Here is a 17299-nt window from a genome sequence, read left to right on the forward strand (position 1 = left end):
GGCCGAATCCCATGCTCAACGGCCACCAGGCGTGGCTGGACGGCCTGATCGGCGCCGCGTCCAAGTAGTCTCGTACCGCGACTGATCAGGGAGTTGACGTCATGACCGACAAGCTCACCGTGAGCGTCCTGGGCACCGGCATCATGGGTGCCGCGATGGCCCGCAACCTCGCCCGGGCCGGCCACACCGTACGCGCCTGGAACCGCAGCCGGGCCAAGGCTGAGCCGCTCACCGCCGACGGCGCGCACGTCGTCGACACCCCTGCCCAGGCGGTCGAGGGCGCGGACGTCGTCCTGACCATGCTCTACGACGGCCCCGCCACCCTGGACGTCATGCGCGAGGCTGCTCCGGCCCTGCGCGCCGGCACGGCCTGGCTGCAGTCCACGACCGCCGGGATCGAATCCGTCGGCGACCTGGCCGCCTTCGCCCGCGAACACGGCCTCGTCTTCTTCGACGCGCCGGTCCTCGGCACCCGTCAGCCCGCCGAGGCCGGTCAGTTGACCGTGCTGGCGGCGGGCCCGACGGCGAGCCGGGATGCGGTGGCGCCCGTCCTGGACGCGGTCGGCGCGCGCACGGTGTGGACCGGCGAGGACGGTGGCGCGGGCAGCGCCACCCGGCTGAAGCTGGTGGCCAACAGCTGGGTCATCGCGGCCACCGCCGCGGCCGGCGAGGTCCTCGCCCTGTCCCAGTCCCTCGACGTCGACCCGAACGCGTTCTTCGAACTGATCGCGGGCGGCCCGCTCGACATGGGGTACCTGAAGGCGAAGACCGGCCTGATCCTCGAAGACCGGCTCTCGCCCGCCCAGTTCGCGGTGACGACGGCCGCGAAGGACGCGCGGCTCATCGTCGAGGCCGGCCGCGCGAACGGCGTCCGCCTGGACGTGGCGGCCGCGAGCGCCGAACGCCTGGAGCGGGCCGCCGCTCAGGGCCACGGCGACGAGGACATGGCAGCCGCCTATTTCGCCAGCTTCGACGACAAGGCCTGAGCCCGACTGGAGAGCACGTGTCCACGCCCCCGCGGCCGCTCCGTCACACCGGCCCGGCCCGGCCGGGGCACCGCTCGCCTCCGCAGGCGTCCCCGAGCACTGTCCGCGCCGGTGTTCACCACTGCCGGCCCCCGGGCAGGGCGGCCCGCCCCGGCGCGGACAGGTGCAGCACCTGGAACAGGTCACCGTCGGCCTTCGGCGTGTCGTGCTCCCAGAGCGAGAAGTGCACGGTCTCCCAACGGCTCGTGTCCACGGCCGCCGCCGCGAGCACGGCCCCGTCCTCCCGCGCCAGCCGCCCGGTCTCCTCCACCGCTTCCCGCACCACGTCCGCCAGCACCACACCGTCGGGAACCGGCCGGCGCCGCCGTAGGGCGAACGGGGCCGGGGCTCCGGCGGCGACGCCCTCCTCGTAGGCCAGGCCCGTCCACTGACGGACCGTCGGACGCCCGAAGTCGTCGCTCAGCCCCTGGAAGCCGCCGCCCCACAGGAAGGCGTTCATGCCCTCCACGGTGTTCCAGAGGTAGAACGGCGCGTACTGACTGACCGGCGAGCCGTGCCTTCCGCGCTCGCGCAGCAGGTACGCCTTCAGGCCTAGGCCCTCCCAGTCGTCGAGCAGATGCCCGACGCGGGCCACACGCGCGTGGATGATGCCCGGGTCGTAGTCGGCGGGCAGGGTGAGCTCGTACTGCATGGCGTGCATCGGGTCCTCCTCAGGGCCTGTCGGCGGGACGTGGCGCGAGCAGGGAGAGCAGTCCGCGGACGGCGGCGTCGAAGGCGGTCGGTGACCCGGCCGCGCGGGCCAGGACGTATCCGCCCTGCACGGTCGCCACGACCGTGGCGGCGATCGCCTCGCCGTCCAGCTCGGGCCCGAACTCGCCCTGCTCCTTGCCTTCTTCGACGAGATGGGCGAGCTGCTCGCGGATCCGGTCGATCGTGTCGTCGACGGGCTCGCGCAGCTCGTCGCTCGCGATCACCTCCGGATCCATCGTCAGCCGCCCGACGGGGCAGCCGCGCAGCACGTCACGCTCGCGCGTGAGATACGCCCTGATGCGCTCGTAGGGCGTGCCCGGCCCGTTCAGCACTCCCTCGGCGGCGGTCCGCATCTCGTCGGCCGTCCGCCGGATCGCCGCCAGGGCGAGATCGGGCTTGCCCTTGAAGTGGTGGTACATGCTGCCCTGCCCGGCGCCCGCGCGCTCCAGGATCGCCTTGGGGCTGGTCCCCACGTAACCGCGCTCCCAGAGCAGCTCCCGGGTGGACTCGATCAGCCGCTCCGAGGTGCTCTGCGAACCGTTCTCCGAGGTGCTCTCCGAGGTGCTCATCCACTCACTGTACATACTAGTAGGTACAGAAATCGAGACCGTCGGGAGCAGCGCACCCGACCCCGTCTACTCCCCGGGAGGTACGTGCAGTGCCGCTGGCGGTACGACGACCCGGACCCTTCCCCGGCGGGAGTCTCGAGGCATCACCGGAACACCCACCTGGGAGATGACTCGAGATGCAGACACTGGCGAACTGGGACGGCGGCCCCGGCCCGTGGATCCTCTTCTTCCCGCTGATCTGGGCGGCCGTCGTGATCGGCGTGGTCACCCTCCTGCGCCGCACCGGGTGGCGCGGCCGCGGTGGCCCGTGGCGCGGCATGCAGGACAGCCGTCCCACCGGCGACGCGCCCCTGGCCGTCCTCGGCCGTCGCTTCGCCTCCGGCGAGATCGACGAGGACGAGTACTGGCGTCGGCTGTCCGTCCTGGACGAGCAGTTCGGCCCGACGGGCAAGGGCGGTGCGGCATGACCACCGCGACCGCAGCCACCACCACGCGCAACGCCGCGCGGGTCGTCGACGCCGTGAAGGTCTACGGCGTCGGCGACACCGCCGTACGGGCCCTGGACGGGGTGAGCGTCGACTTCCCGGCCGGCCGCTTCACCGCGATCATGGGCCCGTCGGGCTCCGGCAAGTCCACCCTGATGCACTGCGCGGCCGGCCTGGACGACCTCACCTCGGGCGCCGCGTACATCGGCGACACCGACCTCGGCACGCTCGACGACCGACGCCTCACGCTGCTGCGCCGCGACCGGGTCGGCTTCGTCTTCCAGGCCTTCAACCTGGTGCCGACCCTTACCGTCGAGGAGAACATCAGGCTGCCGCTGGACCTGGCGGGCGAGCGCGGCGAGACGGAGTGGATCGACGCCCTCGTCGACGTCGTCGGCCTGCGCGACCGCCTTCGCCACCGGCCCTCCGAGCTCTCCGGGGGCCAGCAGCAACGCGTCGCCGTGGCCCGGGCGTTCGCCGGCCGGCCGGACGTCGTCTTCGCCGACGAGCCCACCGGCAACCTCGACTCCCGTGCCGGGGGAGAGGTGCTCGGGCTGCTCGCCCGCACGGTGCGCCGGACCGGGCGCACGGTCGTCATGGTCACCCACGACCCGGTCGCGGCCGCCCACGCCGACGAGGTCGTCTTCCTCGCCGACGGTCGTCTCGTCGACCGGATGGCCTCCCCGACCGCCGACCGCGTCCTGGACCGGCTGAAAGCCTTCGAGGTGCCGTCATGAACGCCTCCTTCCGCCTGAGCCTGTCGTCCCTGCGCGCCCACCGGCGCCGTTTCGCCGGGACCTTCCTCGCCGTCTTCCTCGGCGTGGCCTTCCTGGCCGGAACGCTCGTGATGGGCGACACCCTGCGTGCGAGCTTCGACTCGATGTTCGGCGACGCGACGGCCGGCACCGACGCGGTCGTGCGCGGCGCCGACACCATCACGACCCCCGGCGAGAGCCAGGGCGTGCGCCGGCCCGTCGACACCGACCTGGTCTCTACGGTCGAGGCCGTCCCCGGCGTCGCGGCAGCCGCCCCCGACATCCAGGGCGCGGGCCAGCTCCTCGGCAGCGACGGCGACCCGATCGGCGGCCAGGGACCGCCCACGATCGCCGGCAACTGGATCACCGACCCGAAGCTCAACCCGTACCGGCTCGCCGAGGGCCGCGCCCCGGTCCGGTCCGGCGAGGTCGTCGTCAACCGCGGCGCCGCCGACCGGGGCGGTCTGAAGATCGGCGACACCACCACACTGCGCACGCCCGACCCCGTGCGTGTGACGATCGTCGGCCTCGCGACCTTCGGCGGCGAGGACGGCATGGCCCAGGTGACCTTCACCGGCATGACCCGCGCCGACGCCGAGCGCCACCTCACCGCGCGGCCCGGCCGGGCGGCGAGCATCGTCGTGCGGGCCGACCCCGGGGTCGGTCAGCCGGAGCTGGTCGACCGGCTGACTCCCGCGCTCCCCGAGGGCGTCGAGGCCATCACCGGGCAGGAGGCGGCGCAGGAGAACACCGACATGATCGCCAGCCAGTTCCTGACGATCTTCACCACCTTCCTGCTGGTGTTCTCCGGGGTGGCTCTGCTGGTCGCCACCTTCTCCATCCACAACACGTTCGCGATCGTCGTCGCCCAACGCACTCGTGAGAACGCCCTGTTGCGCGCGCTGGGCGCCTCCCGCCGCCAGGTCACCGCGGCCACCCTCGTCGAGGCGAGCGCCGTCGCCGTGACCGCCTCGGCGGCCGGACTCGCGGGCGGCATCGGCATCGCGGCCGGTCTGCAGGCGTTGTTCCCGGCCATCGGATTCCCCTTCCCCGAGGGCGACCTGGTGATCAGCGCCCTGTCGCTGGCCCTCCCCCTCGCGGTCGGCGTCCTGGTCTGCCTGGGCTCCGCGCTGCTGCCCGCCGTACGGGCCGGCCGCACCGCTCCGCTGGCCGCGCTGCGCGAGACGGCCGTGGACGCCTCCGGCGCGTCCCGCCCGCGCGCCGTCATCGGCCTGGGCCTGCTCGCCCTCGCCGTCGCCGTGACCCTCACCGGCGTCCTCGGCTCCCCGTCCCTGTGGGCGGCCGGCGGCGGAGCCGTGCTGGCCCTGGTCGCCTTCGTGGTGCTCGGGCCGGTCGCCTCCAGCACGGTCGTAGGCGTCCTCGGTGGGCCGCTGGACCGGTTGCGCGGCGTCACCGGGGGCCTCGCCCGTCGCAACGCGCTGCGCAGCCCGAAGCGGACGGCGGCCACCGCGAGCGCCCTGATGATCGGGGTCGCCGTGGTCTCCCTCTTCACCGTGTTCGGCGCCTCGCTCAAGGCGACCATGGACCAGACCGTCTCCCGCTCCTTCGCGGGCGACGTCGCCGTCAGCACCCCCTCCTTCGGCGCGGGCGGCAGCGGCCTGAGCCCGAAGCTCGCCCCGGCGATCGACGAGCTGCCCGAGGTGGACACGGCCGTCGGCCTCGGCCGGGGCGTCGCCGAAGTCGACGGCAGGGGACGGGCGTTGACCGTCACCGACCCGGCGGCACTGCGGCGCACCTTCGACCTCGGGACCGTCCAGGGCGACCTGGACAGGCTGGGCGCCGACGGCATCGCGATCACCCGCCAGGAGGCCGACCGTCAACGGCTGACCACCGGCGACACCGCCCGGCTCGTCTTCGCCGACGGCGAGCGGCGGACCTTCACCGTCCGCGCGGTCTACGGCCGCTCCGAACTCGCCGGCGACTACGTCATCACCCGTGCAGCCTGGGCCCCGCACCGCACCCAGGACGCCGACACCCTGATCGCGGTCTCCTTCAAGGACGGCGTCGGCGCGGACGCCGGCAAGGCGGCGGTCGAGAAGGTCGCCGCGCGGTACGGCGACCCCGAGGTGCAGACCCGCGACGAGTACGCGCAGTCCTCGGCCGGCGGCATCGACATGATGCTGACCCTCGTCTACGCCCTGCTCGCCCTCGCCGTCCTCATCGCGCTCCTCGGCATCGCCAACACGCTGACCCTCGCGATCCACGAGCGCACCCGCGAGCTCGGCCTGCTGCGGGCCGTCGGTCAGACCCGGTCCCAGCTGCGGGCCATGGTCCGCTGGGAGTCGGTGCTGGTCGCCGCGTTCGGCACGGCGGGCGGACTGGTCCTCGGCGCCTTCCTCGGCTGGGTGCTCGTGCGGGCCTCCGACGGGGCGAGCGACAGCGCCTTCGCCTTTGCGGCGCCGCCTGCCCAGCTCGTCGTGGTGGCCCTGGTGGGCGTCTCCGCCGGAGCTCTCGCGGGCCTGCGCCCGGCACGGCGCGCGGCCCGCCTGGACGTCCTGCGGGCCATCGCTGCGGAGTGACCCGAAAGAGAGGTCACCGCCCGGTCAGCCGACGACGGCGGACCGGGCGGGAGCATGGGCGGGCCGCAGATCGTCGGCGGAGACGACCTCCGCGAACCGGGGCGGGGCCTGTTCCCGGGGCATGCGACGGGGCGGACGCGCCGACAGCTCGCGCGCGGCGACGGGCGCGGGCAGCGTGAACCAGACGACCTTGCCGGACTCGCCGTCCGGCCGGGCTCCCCAGCTCTCGCTCACCGCGGCCACCATGGCGAGGCCGCGCCCGCAGGTGGCGAGGGCCTCGTCGTCGACCGTCCCCACGACCGGCAGCCGCGGGTCGTGGTCGCGCACGGAGACGGTGAGGCGGTCGAGCAGCAGTTCCATCTCCACGACGCACGTCTTGTCGGGCTGCGCGTGCAGGTGGACGTTGGTCAACAGCTCCGTCACACCGAGCGCCGCTCGGTCTATGAGCGGGTCCATATGCCAGTAGCGCAACTGCGCCGATACGATTCTGCGGACCTGGCCGATCCGCGACGGCAGAGCCTGAAGCTCCACCATGCAGTGCCTGTTCGGGTTGGTGATCACGGCTGCGACTCCCCGACTGAGGTCCGGAAGAACACGGAGTTCGGATCGAGCAGAGCGTCTGCGCAAGGCGGCCGCCTGCTGTCGTGGCCGGCGGGGCTGGTTCGCAGCGTTATCGCCGGTAAACCCAGAGTGACGTGAGACCAGAGTGACGCAGCCCTGACGGCACCGCAACTCGCGGTGCTCCGATCGGCGGGCGGGGGTCTTCCGCGCCCGTCGCGGGCCGGGGTCTGCGTCCGCGCCGGCTCAGCCGCCGCGTCCCGCCGCCCTGCGCACGGCTTCGATGAAGCGGCGCGCCGCGGGTGGTCCCGGCTCGCCCGGCGCCGGGTCGTGGTCGCCGAGGGTCAGCAGGTACCGCTTGCCGTTGAGGTCGGCCAGCGCCCGGTCCTCCGGCGCGAACCACGGCCTGGAGGCGCGGACCGCCTGCACGGGCGCGCTGTCGATCTCGCTGCCGTAGCTGGTCAGCAACTCCAGCCTGCCGCCGCTGATCCGGACCTGCCCGGCCCGGGTGAGCGAGCGCAGCCGCTTCCCTATGCGCACGCCCGTAGCCGTGAACTCCGGCTCCGCCATGGCGTCCCGCCCCCTCGTGATCGAACGCGTCTTCCGTGACCCAGTGTGCGCCCCCGTCCGGGACCTTCGCCCCGCCCGGTGCAGTCTGCCCGCGCCCGGCGTCGAGCACCAGTGCGCACGACCCCGCGGGCGTGCTTGTCCGGAGCACTCGCGCGAATGCGCCCCCCAAGAGCCCGCGCCCGCTCCCCAGGGTCGCCTTTGGGGTGCTCAAAGGTGTGTTTATGCAGGTGAGAAGCGTGCTGAAGGTGCCTATGATCGAGGTGTCGGCCGCGCGGACCACCGTCGGCGCGCAGCCCGAAGGAGCCCCGCCGTGACCACCCCCCAGCCCGCCAGGACCGGCGCCACCCTCGACGTCGACCACAGCGACACCACCTACCGTGACTGGCTGAAAGAAGCCGTCCGCAGGGTCCAGGCGGACGCCAATCGCTCGGCCGACACACACCTGCTGCGCTTCCCGCTCCCGGACAAGTGGGGCATCGACCTCTATCTCAAGGACGAGTCGACCCACCCCACCGGCAGCCTCAAGCACCGCCTCGCCCGTTCCCTCTTCCTCTACGGCCTGTGCAATGGCTGGATCCGGCCGGGCCGCCCGGTGATCGAGGCGTCCAGCGGTTCGACGGCCGTCTCCGAGGCGTACTTCGCGAAGCTGATCGGCGTGCCCTTCATCGCCGTCATGCCGCGCACGACGAGCGCCGAGAAGATCCGCCTGATCGAGTTCCACGGCGGCCGATGTCACTTCGTCGACGACCCGCGCACGATGTACGAGGAGTCGGCCCGTCTCGCGGCGGACAGCGGGGGCCACTACATGGACCAGTTCACCTACGCGGAACGGGCCACGGACTGGCGCGGGAACAACAACATCGCCGAATCCATCTTCCGCCAGCTGGAGTGGGAACGGTTCCCGGAGCCCGCGTGGATCGTGGCCACGGCCGGCACCGGGGGCACCTCCGCGACCCTCGCGCGCTATGTCCACTACACGCGGCGCAACACCCGCATCTGCGTCGCCGACCCGGAGAACTCGTGCTTCTTCGAGGGCTGGACCACCGGCGATCCGGACGTCACCTGTGACTGCGGCTCGCGCATCGAGGGCATCGGGCGGCCGCGTATGGAGCCCAGCTTCGTGCCCGGCGCGATCGACCGGATGATGAAGGTGCCCGACGCGGCCAGCGTCGCCGCCGTACGCGCGCTCGAACGGGCCATCGGCCGCAAGGCGGGCGGCTCGACCGGCACCGGACTGTGGAGCGCGCTCAAGATCGTCGCCGAGATGGTGGCCGACGGCCGGCAGGGCAGCGTGGTCACCCTGCTGTGCGATCCGGGCGACCGCTACCTGGACAAGTACTACTCCGACGCCTGGCTCGCCGATCAGGGCCTGGACATCGCCCCGTACACCGCGGCGATCGACTCCCTGCTGGCCACGGGCGTGTGGCAGGAGTGACGGCCGGGACTCGCCCTAGGCGGCGAGCCTTCGGTCCAGTGCGGTGACCGCGCCCCGGAAGGAGCGTCCCAGGCCCGGCCCGGCCAGGCGGGCCACGCCCCGGAACACCCTCGTCCCGTCCGTCGCGAAGGTCCATCGCACCTGCGTTCCTGCGCCGGCGGGCGTCAGCCGCCACTCCTCGACCAGGGCCCGGACCCCCGGCACATTGGTGACGTCCACGCGATACGCGTACACCTCCGGCGCCTTCGCCACCAGGACCGTCTCCCGGAAACGCGTGCCGCCCCGCAGCCGTACGTCACGTCCCGCGCCGCCGTCGAGCGGCTGGACGGCTGCCACGGCCGCGAACCACTCGGCCCAGCCCGCGACGTCGTCGGCCAGCGCGTGGAAGACCCGCTCCGGGGGAGCGGAGAGCTCCCGGGTGAAGACCATGCGCACGGGAGCGGTATCGACGAATTCGAGCCCTTCGGAGCGCAGACGACGGGCCATGGCGACACGAACCCCCTAGGTCGACGGGGGCGTCACCCTAGCCGCAGCCCCGTCAGATGTCTGCACCCTCGGCGGGCTCGCCCGCGACCACCAGCAGCCGCAGCTGTTCGGAGATCTCCGAGCGTGCCTCGGCGGGCAGCCCCCCGTCCGTCACCAGCGTGTCGACCTGCTCCAGCGCCGCGAACGAACTCAAGCCCACCACACCCCACTTGGTGTGGTCCGCGACCACCACGACCCGGCGCGCCGACTGCACCAGCCGCCGGTTGGTCTCGGCCTCCGCGAGGTTCGGCGTCGACAGGCCCGCCTCGGCCGATATGCCGTGCACACCGAGGAACAGCATGTCGAAGTGGAGCGCCGCGATGGCCTGGTCGGCGACCGGGCCCACCAGCGAGTCCGACGGAGTGCGCACCCCGCCGGTCAGCACGACCGTGGCCGCGCCCTGCCGCGGGCCCGAGGTGCGCTGCGCCATGTGGAAGACGTCGGCCACCCGCACCGAGTTGGTCACCACGGTCAGATCCGGCACGTCCACCAGGTGATGCGCCAGCGCGTACGTGGTCGTACCGCCCGACAGCGCGATCGCGCTGCCCGGGACGACGAGCTCCGCCGCGGCCTTCGCGATGTCCTCCTTGGCGGTCAGCTCCAGGCCCGACTTCGCCTCGAAGCCCGGCTCGTGGGTGCTCGCCTCCACGACCGGCACCGCCCCGCCGTGCACCTTCTCCAGGACACCCTGCCGCGCCAGCGCGTCGAGATCGCGCCGCACCGTCATGTCCGACACGCCGAGCTTGCGGGTCAGCTCATTGACCCGGACACCGCCACGACGCCGTACCTCGTCAAGGATCAGGGCGCGACGCTGCTCCGCGAGGAGGTTCTGATTCTCACTCACGTACGCTCCGGTCCTTTCCCTCACACCGTCCGACAGGCCCGCTCACCTGCTCCGACAAGGAAATTTCTCCCGACGCCGGTGTGCGGGTGCCCCATCCTCGCACGGCTCGCTCACAGCTGTGCCATCACCCCGACGCGTGCATGCCACTCGTAGGAAAGCGCGCGTGTCCCTCGCACGCTCCGGGGAGATTCCGTGACGAGAGGTGTATCAGGGCCGCCGAGCGGCGATCCTTATGCCCGCACGGGCACATTACGGACACCGGTCGAAAGCGTGTCACGGGGGAAGTGCGAACAGTGAAACGTACCGCTCCGGGCGGAGCCGCCCTGGAACTCCTGGTCCACGGCGTGGGTGGCGCCACGCCCGAGAAGATGCTGAACGATCCGCGCACGGTGCGGATCACCGGTGACGAGACGGCGGCCGTCTTCCGACGCGCCGAGGACGTCGCCGCCGACTCCGCCCCGGACCCCGGCGACGACCGCGGTCGCGCGACCCCGGTCCCCGAGGCCTACGTCTGGTCCAACCTCACCTCCGGCAACGGCACCCGCGCCCTGTGGCTGTTGCTGCTGCCGTTCATGGTCGTCAACCTCGCCCACTGGATGCGCCCCGCCGCCGCCCGCGAACGCACCCGCGCGGTGCGGTTCTACGGGCTGCTGGTGCGGCTCGCCGCGCTGAGCCTGACGGTGCTGCTCGTCGCCGCGGCCTGCGAGGTCGCCCTCGACCTGACGGCCTGGCAGTGCGCGGGCACGCCCGCGTGCGCAGAGCGTCACTCCTGGCTGGGCTTCCTCTCGCCGACGGTCTCCGACGGCGGCTGGTGGAGCCTGCCCGGCCGTCGGCTCGCCCTCGCGGCGCTCGTCCCGACCGCACTCGTCGGCCTCCTCTGGTATCTCTCCCACCGCACCTGGCGGGCGTACGAGTCCCAGGAACCCCTCGACCGCACGCCCGAACCCGAGAACGGCCCCGGGCACACCGCACTCGGCCGGCCCGGCTTCTGGTACGGGCGCCGCCTGGTGGCCCGCCTGCGCGCCGCCCACACCGCGGCCGGCCTGCTCACGGTGGCCGCGGCGGTCGGCACCGCGGCCGCCCGCCAGGACCGCCGGCCCGGCGGCCCGGCCCTCCTCGACGTGCTCGGACGGCTGCTGGAGGCGTCCCTGTTCACGGGCGCGCTGGTCACGGCGTGGGTGGTGTGCCGCCGGGGCCGCAGCGAACGCCGCCTCGACCGTCGCCTCGACGCCCACCTCGTGCACCGCCTGCCGTCGGCCGCCCTGGTCCTGCTCGCCCTGACGCTCGTGTACGCCGGCTGGGACCGCCCCGGCTGGACCTCCGAGGGCCGCCTCCCGGGCGACGCGACCTTCGGCGGCCTCGCCATCGCCCAGGGAGCCCTGGTGATCGTCCTCGCGATCGTCGCCCGCGCCCTGCACCACTGCCCGCAGAGCACCGCCACGCCCGGGGAACGCTGTGCCCTGAACGGGCTGGGCGGGCCCGCGGTCGCGATGCTGGCCTGCGCCCTGGGCGGCGTGATGTCCGGCGGTGTCTCGCAGCGGGTGTCGGACTGGCTCGACGGCACCGGAACCTTCCTCGACGGACCGCCGGTCCTGCTGACCTGGCAGGCGTCCGTGATCCCCGTGCTGCTCGTCGTCCTGCTCGTGCTGTGCGCGGTGCTCGGCCGCCAGACCCTGCTGCTGACCCGGGCCGAGCAGGACAAGGTGATCAGCGAGTACGGGGTGGCGCCCGGCGACCCGTCCCGCACCCGGCGCATCGCCCGGGCCCGCGCGATAGCCACGCTCACCGACCGCGCCCCGCTCCTCGTCGCCGTCACCTCCACCGCGACGCTGCTGCTGGGCGCGGGCGCGCTCGTCGGCGCCTTCGGCACCGGGAAGACACCGGTCCGGGCCGGGGAGACGGCTCAGCCCTTCGTGCACGGCGCGGCCCAGACCGTGCAGGCACTGGGCTCCTGGCTCATCGGACTCGGCTTCATACTGTTCGTCACCTGGGGCAGGCGCGCCTACAAGGACGCCTCCGCGCGGCGCACCATCGGCATCCTCTGGGACGTCGGCACCTTCTGGCCGAGAGCCGCGCACCCCTTCGCCCCGCCCTGCTATGCCGAGCGCGCGGTACCCGACCTGACCTGGCGCATGGCCTCCTGGACGCGGGCCACCGGCGGACGCCTCGTCATCTCCGGCCACTCCCAGGGCAGTGTCCTCGCGGCCGCCGCGGCCTGGCAGCTGAAACCCTCCGACCGCAAACGGGTCGCCCTGCTCACCTACGGCTCCCCGATCGAGCGCCTCTACGGCCGCTGGTTCCCGGCCCACTTCGGACCCGAAGCCCTCGACGCCCTGCACCAGGACATCGACTGCTGGCGCAACCTGTACCGGCCGACCGACCCCATCGGCGGTCCGGTGCGGCTGTCCGGCGACGACTGCGGCCCCCAGGTGGACCGCGAGCCCCTCGCCGACCCGCTTGCGTACGGCCGCACCGAGGCGCACCCGCTGCCCACGCCCGTCCTGGGCCACTCCGACTACCAGGCCGACCCGGCGTTCGCGGAAGAACGCGAGCTGCTGCTGGCCCGGCTGCGACCGGAGGTTCCCGTGCAGCGCACATGACCGGGTCAGGGCAGCTCGGGCAGGTCCTCCGCGTACAGCAACGTCAGATCGTCCTTGCTGGGCTCCGCCACCTGCGCGACGCGGCTCGCGTGCCGCTCCACCATCGCCTCGAACGTCTGGCGCGCGGTACGCCCGTTGCCGAACGCGGGGCCCTTCGGGAGTTCCGTGAAGTACTTCAGCAGGGCCTCCGAGGTGGCCGGACCCAGCTGGTACTCGTGCTCCTCGGCCTGCTGCTCCACGATCCGCAGCAACTCCTCGGGGCCGTAGTCGCCGAAGGTGATGGTCCGCGAGAAACGGGACGCCACCCCGGGGTTGACCGAGAGGAACCGCTCCATCTCCGCCGTGTAGCCCGCGACGATCACGACGACGGAGTCCCGGTGGTCCTCCATCAGCTTCACCAGGGTGTCGATGGCCTCCTTGCCGAAGTCGCGGCCCGCGTCCTCCGGCGACAGCGCATACGCCTCGTCGATGAACAGCACACCGCCGTGCGCCCGTTGGAAGGCCTCCTGGGTGCGGATCGCCGTCGAGCCGATGTGCTCGCCGACCAGATCGACCCGGGACACCTCGACGAGATGGCCCTTCTCCAGGACGTGGAGAGAGGCGAGGATCTCGCCGTAGAGGCGCGCGACCGTCGTCTTGCCGGTGCCGGGGGAGCCGGTGAAGACCAGATGGCGCTTGACGGACGCCGCCTTGAGCCCCGCCTGCTGACGGCGCCGGCCGACCTCGATCATGTCGATGAGGGCCCGCACCTCGCGCTTGACGCTGTCCAGGCCCACCAGGGTGTCCAGCTCACCGAGCACGTCCTTGGAGGCCCGCACCGAGATCTCCGGGTCGGCGGCGGACGGCTGCGCCTCGGGCACCGTGGCGCGCTGTTCGGGGATCGCGCCGAGCAGGCCCGGCGACTGGGCGGTCGTCTGCACGGCCGGTTCCGGGACCGCCGAGGCGCCCGGAGTCCGCACCCCCGCGCTCTCGTCGCTGGTGCAGTCCTCGACCACGGGGCCGGAACCGGACGTGGCGTCGCCCCCGGCGTCCGCGAACTCGTAGCCGCCCCGCGCACAGCGCTCCGTACGGCACTTGCGCAGCGTCGTACGACTGCCGTCTATCACATGGAAGCCGTAGCCGCCGCTGTTGGTCACCCGGCAGTTCAGGAAGCTGCCGCGGCCGCCGGCCGACACATAGAACCCGGCCTCGGCGGGGGAGTCCACCGTGCAGCGCTCGACGGTGGGGTCGGCGCCCTTGGTGACGATCACGCCGGTCTGCGTGCCGTCCACGGTGCAGTTGTTGAGGGTGCCGCCGCTGCCGTGGTCGCGGAACCACGCGCCGGTCGCCGCGTCCCGGATCCGGCAGTCGTCGAGCTGGGCCGTCGCGCCGTCGCTCACCGACACGGCCGTGTTGCGGACCTGGGAGAGGTCGCTGTCGACGACGTCCGCGCGGGAGCCGCGGTCGAGGACGAACAGCGCGTCCGGCACGTCGTGCACCCGGCAGGAGTCGAGGACCGCGGTGGCGCCGTCGCTGACCCAGACGGCCGGGTAGTCGCCGGTGCTGTCGAAGATCTCGCACTGGTTGGCGTCCACGCGCGTGCCCGGGTCCCACACCGACAGCCCGTTGCGACCGAACTGACGCACCGTCGTACGGGTCAGGGTCAGCACCGAGCGGGAGCGCAGATCGACCGCGTTCTCCGGGATGTCGTGGATCCGGCAGTCCGCCAGCGTGAGCACCGCGTCCGTGTCGAGGGTGACGCCGTCGGCCGTGGTGCGGTGCACATCGCAGTCCGTGAGGTGCGCGGCGGCCCGGGCGGTGATCTGGACGCCGCTGCCCCGGACCTCGTAGACCTCGCAACCCACCGCCTCCAGGGCGGAGTTCTCGCCGGTCGCGCTCAGGCCCGCGCCCGAGGTGTGGTGCACCCGGCAGCGCTCCAGCCGGGGGTGGCCGCCCCCGCGCACCGAGACGCCCGCCTGACCTGCGGCGACTACCTCGCACTCCTCGAAGACACCGCCGCCGCCGTCGACCACGGCGATGCCGATGCCCGCCGGGTTGTCGACGGTGCACCGCCGGACCGTCGGGCGCGCGCTGCCGCGTACCTCGATGCCCGCCGCGGACCGCGTGACGATCCGCAGGTCCAGCAGCTCGGGCGTGCCCTCCTCGACGAGCACCGCGGGCGCGGCCGCGTCCTGGCCCTCCACATGCAGGTCCTGCACCACGGCCGAGGCGCGCACCGTCAGCGGCACCCCGTCCGGCGGCGCCAGGCGCACGGAACCCGGGGAGCCCTCGGGGCCGCGCAGGGTCACCGACCGCTGCACGACGAGGTTCTCCCGGTAGGTGCCGGGAGCGATGGTGAGGACGTCCCCCTCGGCCGCGGCCTCCAGGGCGGCGGCGAGCGATGCGTACTCACCCGTGCGGCGCCGCCACCTCGATGTGCCGGTGTGCGTCACCTGGACCGTGCCCTGTGCCATGGCGTTGCTGTGCCCCCACCTCGTGGTACGCGGGTTGATGCCGAATGGTTCGGCCGGACCACCGTAGCGTGCGCGCGGGTGGTGGGTTGACCAGAGACGAAAGGCCGTCAGCTGCCGGTGCCGGTGCGGCCCCAGTCCGGGCCCGCCCGGTCCCATGCCTGGTCCCAACGGGCGTACCGGCGGCGGACCATGCGCCAGACGATCAGCCGCCGGCCGGCCTCGACGGCGCCCGCGGTGAGCAGGGCCGTGCCGAAGCCGGCGAGCACGGCGTGCGTCGTCGCCGTGGCGGAGTCCAGCGGGCGGGCCGTCGGGCGGCCGTGGCCGTCCGTCCATATCTCGAAGCGGTCGCCGCTGTGCGGGGTCTTGAGGCCCGCCAGGACCGTGCCGTGCTGCGCGGTGCCGTCCGGTGCGGTCCAGTCCGCGACCACCCGGGTACGGGCCTCCCGGCCGGTGGAGGTCTCGGGATCCACCTCCAGCGGCGAACCGTCCGCCTTCCGCACCACGGTGGCCGTGACCTCGTGACGCGACTCGCGCTGCTCGCGGACCGATCGCTGCAGGACGTCCTGCGCGACGCCGCCCACGAGGGAGCCCACCGCCGGCGCGACGAGGAGGATCAGGAGCAGGGCCGACAGGGCCACCCACGCCTCGACCAGATCCGTCCTACGGCGCAGCGGGTTGTGTCGCCAGCGCCAGATTCCGCCGATCGCTCGCACCGTCCGCACCCCCTTCCCCGCTCCGTGATAACCCCCGGCGGAGCCGTTCACGCGCGAGCCCGGTGAAAGAGAGAGCGAAATCACCAGGGCTCGGGACGTCTCATGAACTTCTCACGCAATCCCAACGCTTCAGGACCGGGTGGGGGTTCCCACGGATCGGCGGGCTCGCCGAACGGGGGGCTAGGCGATGACGCGCACCGGATCGCCGACGGTGATCGTGCCGTGGGAGAGGGGCACCAGGTTCTGGCCGAAGACCAGCTTGCCGCCGAGGCGCCGGTGCCGGCCCAGGGTGTACAGGGGTTCCCTGCCGCGCTCCGCGGTGCCCTGGTCGGTGGTGGTCACGACACACCGGCCGCACGGTTTGGCGACCCGGAACTCGACCTCGCCGACCGCGAGGCGCGACCAGCCGTCCTCGGCCCAGGGGTCGGTGCCCGCCACGACCAGGTTGGGCCGGAAACGGTTCATCGGCAGCGGTCCCTCCTCGGCGTGCTCGCCCCGAGCGATCAGGGAGTTGAGGGCGTCGAGGGAGGCGGTGGCGGCGGCCAGCAGCGGAAATCCGTCGGCGAAGGTGACGGTATCGCCGGGCAGCGCGTCGCGGGGTCGTCCATGTGCACGAGCCGGACGTCGGCGCCCACGTGGGCGCTGCACCAGGCGTGCGCGGCGTCGTCGGCGAGGACCCCCTCCACCTTGTCGCGGAAGATCTGCAACGACACCGTGCCCACCGGCTCGGGCACCGCCACGGTCAGCGGCTCCAGACCGGGCGCGGACAGACGCACGCCGCCGCCGGGCAGAAGCTCGGCGGCGGCCAGTGCGAGGCGCGGCTGCTGACGTTGTGTGACGACCTTTCCCCCGCCGTCGATCAGTGCCCAGCGTCGGTCTCCGGCCAGCCCCCAGGGCTCCACTACGGCCGTACGGGGCTCCTGGCCCCGGAACGCCTTGACCGGATGGACGTGAATCGACAGCAGGTGCGCGGTGCCCATGAGGTCATCCTGCCAGGCGGCGCCGACGACCTCGGACGGCTGTTTAGTAGCCGCGGTACTGCTGGTTGTTGTACGGGTCCTGGTACTGCGGCGCGGCGGGCCGGGGAGCGGCCGGGCGCATCGCCTCGTAGCCCGTGCCGGGACCCGCCGGGCGCTGCTGCTGCGCCTGGGGACCGGGGTAGCCGCGCGGCGGGCCGGCCTGCGGCGGGATGTACGCCGCCGGGGCCTGCTGCAGCGGCGAGGGCTGCTGCGCCTGCGGGTAGCCGTAGGGCTGCTGGGACGGACCCGCCGGGAGCGCGGGCAGCGCCGACGGCAACGCGGGCAGGTTGCTGCCGCCCATGCCCATGTCGTACGCGGCGGGGACCCGGATCGGGGCGATCTGCGGGGTCCCCCGCTCGGCCACGAGCGAGTCGTAGATCGGAGTGTCCGGGAAGGAGGCGTAGTAGCCGCCGCCATAGGTGGAGCGGGGGGAGGTCATGGCACATAAGTTAAGCCCACGATGTGCTGGTTGGGGAGACCGATAAGAGGGTTGTTTT

Annotated in this window: 15 protein-coding genes and 1 pseudogene; 6 read left to right on the forward strand and 10 right to left on the reverse strand. The window is 73.1% G+C overall.

Translation table 11 applies throughout. The annotated features are described in order from the left end of the window. The first annotated feature begins 101 nt into the window (after nt 1–101). Nucleotides 102–986 carry an NAD(P)-dependent oxidoreductase gene (locus ABZ725_RS15665; protein ID WP_358803220.1) on the forward strand — a complete coding sequence of 295 codons (885 nt, stop codon included), beginning with the start codon at nt 102–104 and terminating at the stop codon, nt 984–986. A 115-nt stretch (nt 987–1101) separates the two neighbouring features. Here the strand turns inward: ABZ725_RS15665 and ABZ725_RS15670 are convergent, their stop codons facing one another. Both ABZ725_RS15670 and ABZ725_RS15675 read right to left on the reverse strand, forming a co-directional pair. Next, nucleotides 1102–1686: a DUF4865 family protein gene (locus tag ABZ725_RS15670; protein WP_358803221.1), complete on the reverse strand. Its 585-nt coding sequence runs from the start codon at nt 1684–1686 to the stop codon at nt 1102–1104. Between the two features lie 10 nt (nt 1687–1696). Continuing rightward, nucleotides 1697–2305, reverse strand: a complete 609-nt coding sequence (locus ABZ725_RS15675) for a TetR/AcrR family transcriptional regulator (RefSeq protein ID WP_358803222.1) — start codon at nt 2303–2305, stop codon at nt 1697–1699. A 176-nt stretch (nt 2306–2481) separates the two neighbouring features. Here ABZ725_RS15675 and ABZ725_RS15680 point away from each other — a divergent pair, with 176 nt between their 5' ends. Genes ABZ725_RS15680 through ABZ725_RS15690 form a run of 3 tightly spaced genes read left to right on the forward strand, consistent with a single transcriptional unit; the run spans nt 2482 to nt 6085 of the window. Further along, a complete protein-coding gene (locus ABZ725_RS15680) occupies nt 2482–2772 on the forward strand; it encodes an SHOCT domain-containing protein (protein ID WP_351917006.1) in 291 nt (96 codons plus the stop codon). Further along, a complete protein-coding gene (locus ABZ725_RS15685) occupies nt 2769–3527 on the forward strand; it encodes an ABC transporter ATP-binding protein (RefSeq protein WP_358803223.1) in 759 nt (252 codons plus the stop codon). The genes ABZ725_RS15680 and ABZ725_RS15685 overlap by 4 nt, the downstream gene beginning before the upstream one ends. Next, nucleotides 3524–6085, forward strand: a complete 2562-nt coding sequence (locus tag ABZ725_RS15690; RefSeq protein WP_358803224.1) for an ABC transporter permease — start codon at nt 3524–3526, stop codon at nt 6083–6085. The genes ABZ725_RS15685 and ABZ725_RS15690 overlap by 4 nt, the downstream gene beginning before the upstream one ends. A 24-nt stretch (nt 6086–6109) precedes the next feature. On the opposite strand, the gene ABZ725_RS15695 is transcribed toward ABZ725_RS15690, so the two are convergent. Together ABZ725_RS15695 and ABZ725_RS15700 are read right to left on the reverse strand one after the other, a co-directional pair. Further along, on the reverse strand, nt 6110–6646 hold the full coding sequence (locus tag ABZ725_RS15695) for an ATP-binding protein (protein ID WP_358803225.1): 537 nt from the start codon (nt 6644–6646) through the stop codon (nt 6110–6112). 243 nt (nt 6647–6889) lie between these two features. Continuing rightward, nucleotides 6890–7213 carry a hypothetical protein gene (locus ABZ725_RS15700; RefSeq protein WP_351916999.1) on the reverse strand — a complete coding sequence of 108 codons (324 nt, stop codon included), beginning with the start codon at nt 7211–7213 and terminating at the stop codon, nt 6890–6892. Nucleotides 7214–7523: 310 nt separating this feature from the next. Here ABZ725_RS15700 and ABZ725_RS15705 point away from each other — a divergent pair, with 310 nt between their 5' ends. Beyond that, complete coding sequence (locus ABZ725_RS15705) at nt 7524–8648, forward strand: PLP-dependent cysteine synthase family protein (protein ID WP_358803226.1); 1125 nt, start codon at nt 7524–7526, stop codon at nt 8646–8648. A 15-nt stretch (nt 8649–8663) separates the two neighbouring features. Here the strand turns inward: ABZ725_RS15705 and ABZ725_RS15710 are convergent, their stop codons facing one another. Beyond that, a complete protein-coding gene (locus tag ABZ725_RS15710) occupies nt 8664–9134 on the reverse strand; it encodes an SRPBCC family protein (RefSeq protein WP_358803227.1) in 471 nt (156 codons plus the stop codon). Nucleotides 9135–9186: 52 nt separating this feature from the next. Continuing rightward, nucleotides 9187–10017, reverse strand: a complete 831-nt coding sequence (locus tag ABZ725_RS15715; RefSeq protein WP_358803228.1) for a DeoR/GlpR family DNA-binding transcription regulator — start codon at nt 10015–10017, stop codon at nt 9187–9189. A gap of 293 nt (nt 10018–10310) precedes the next feature. Between ABZ725_RS15715 and ABZ725_RS15720 the strand changes: the two genes are divergently transcribed. Further along, nucleotides 10311–12617 (forward strand): hypothetical protein, encoded by a 2307-nt coding sequence (locus ABZ725_RS15720; RefSeq protein WP_358803229.1) that lies wholly within the window; start codon nt 10311–10313, stop codon nt 12615–12617. Between the two features lie 5 nt (nt 12618–12622). Here the strand turns inward: ABZ725_RS15720 and ABZ725_RS15725 are convergent, their stop codons facing one another. The 4 genes and pseudogenes from ABZ725_RS15725 to ABZ725_RS15740 form a co-directional block, all read right to left on the reverse strand. Then, complete coding sequence (locus ABZ725_RS15725; RefSeq protein WP_358803230.1) at nt 12623–15070, reverse strand: right-handed parallel beta-helix repeat-containing protein; 2448 nt, start codon at nt 15068–15070, stop codon at nt 12623–12625. Nucleotides 15071–15177: 107 nt separating this feature from the next. Beyond that, the gene (locus ABZ725_RS15730; protein ID WP_358803262.1) at nt 15178–15783 is read right to left on the reverse strand and encodes a hypothetical protein; all 606 of its coding nucleotides are present in this window, start codon (nt 15781–15783) and stop codon (nt 15178–15180) included. Between the two features lie 180 nt (nt 15784–15963). Beyond that, nucleotides 15964–16763, reverse strand: a pseudogene (locus ABZ725_RS15735) (MOSC N-terminal beta barrel domain-containing protein). Between the two features lie 43 nt (nt 16764–16806). Then, complete coding sequence (locus ABZ725_RS15740; RefSeq protein ID WP_351916984.1) at nt 16807–17241, reverse strand: DUF6643 family protein; 435 nt, start codon at nt 17239–17241, stop codon at nt 16807–16809. Nucleotides 17242–17299 lie beyond the last annotated feature (58 nt).

It is taken from the genome of Streptomyces sp. NPDC006872 (assembly GCF_040635845.1).
In the GTDB taxonomy this organism is placed as follows: domain Bacteria; phylum Actinomycetota; class Actinomycetes; order Streptomycetales; family Streptomycetaceae; genus Streptomyces.